This window comes from Lacrimispora sp. 210928-DFI.3.58, from assembly GCF_020554865.1.
Lineage (GTDB): Bacteria > Bacillota > Clostridia > Lachnospirales > Lachnospiraceae > Enterocloster.
This window is the reverse complement of sequence record NZ_JAJCIC010000141.1, coordinates 1-240: the sequence shown is the minus strand read 5'-3', so window position 1 is coordinate 240 and position 240 is coordinate 1. Positions and strand designations below refer to the sequence as shown.

General features: G+C 39.6%; 1 protein-coding gene. It reads right to left on the bottom strand.

Annotated features, from left to right (window positions below):
* On the bottom strand, nucleotides 1-216 hold a 216-nt coding region (locus tag LIZ87_RS22275; RefSeq protein WP_227149246.1), incomplete at its 3' end, for a hypothetical protein.
* Nucleotides 217-240: the final 24 nt, after the last annotated feature.

Sequence of the window (240 nt, the reverse complement as noted above, 5' to 3'; positions counted from 1 at the left end):
CTTGATTGCCTTTACCGTGTTCTGTCCTGCACCACCATTCGGAGTTGAGCTATTAGCATTATTTTCCTTTGCTCCACTCTGATTCACATTTCCATTAGCGCTGTTATTACCACTATTGCCATTATTTCCAGCATTTCCATTGTTATTGCTGTTATTATTTCCATTATCTGGTTTCTCTGGATTTGGTTTCTCTGTCTCACCGTTTCCTTCTACCATAACCTTAAACTCTTTAGTGGCAAC